Source organism: Paenibacillus popilliae ATCC 14706, assembly GCF_000315235.1.
In the GTDB taxonomy this organism is placed as follows: domain Bacteria; phylum Bacillota; class Bacilli; order Paenibacillales; family Paenibacillaceae; genus Paenibacillus_B; species Paenibacillus_B popilliae.
This window is the reverse complement of the sequence record NZ_BALG01000563.1, coordinates 1-211: the sequence shown is the minus strand read 5'-3', so window position 1 is coordinate 211 and position 211 is coordinate 1. Positions and strand designations below refer to the sequence as shown.

At 42.7% G+C, this 211-nt stretch carries 2 protein-coding genes; both read left to right on the top strand.

Annotation, left to right across the window (positions count from 1 at the left end; translation table 11 throughout):
• Positions 1-110: transposase (locus PPOP_RS21515; protein ID WP_006288369.1), on the top strand; the 110-nt coding region annotated here is incomplete at its 5' end.
• A gap of 9 nt (positions 111-119) precedes the next feature.
• The coding region (locus tag PPOP_RS26280) for a helix-turn-helix domain-containing protein (RefSeq protein WP_006288368.1) at positions 120-211 on the top strand (92 nt) is incomplete at its 3' end.

The window sequence follows — 211 nt, the reverse complement described above, 5'->3', positions numbered from 1 at the left end:
TGACCACGCGATTGCCTTCTCTTTGGACAAACGCCTACTTCGTAGCCACAGTTGGAAGCGTATCACTGGAAACGGTGAAACAGTATATCGAGAATCAAAAAGAACGGTAGGTGAATCTCATGTTGGTAGCTTTCAAATATCGTCTCTATCCAAACAAAGAGCAGCGCGAAAAAATCGATTTCATTCTCGAACGTTGCCGTTTGCTATATAA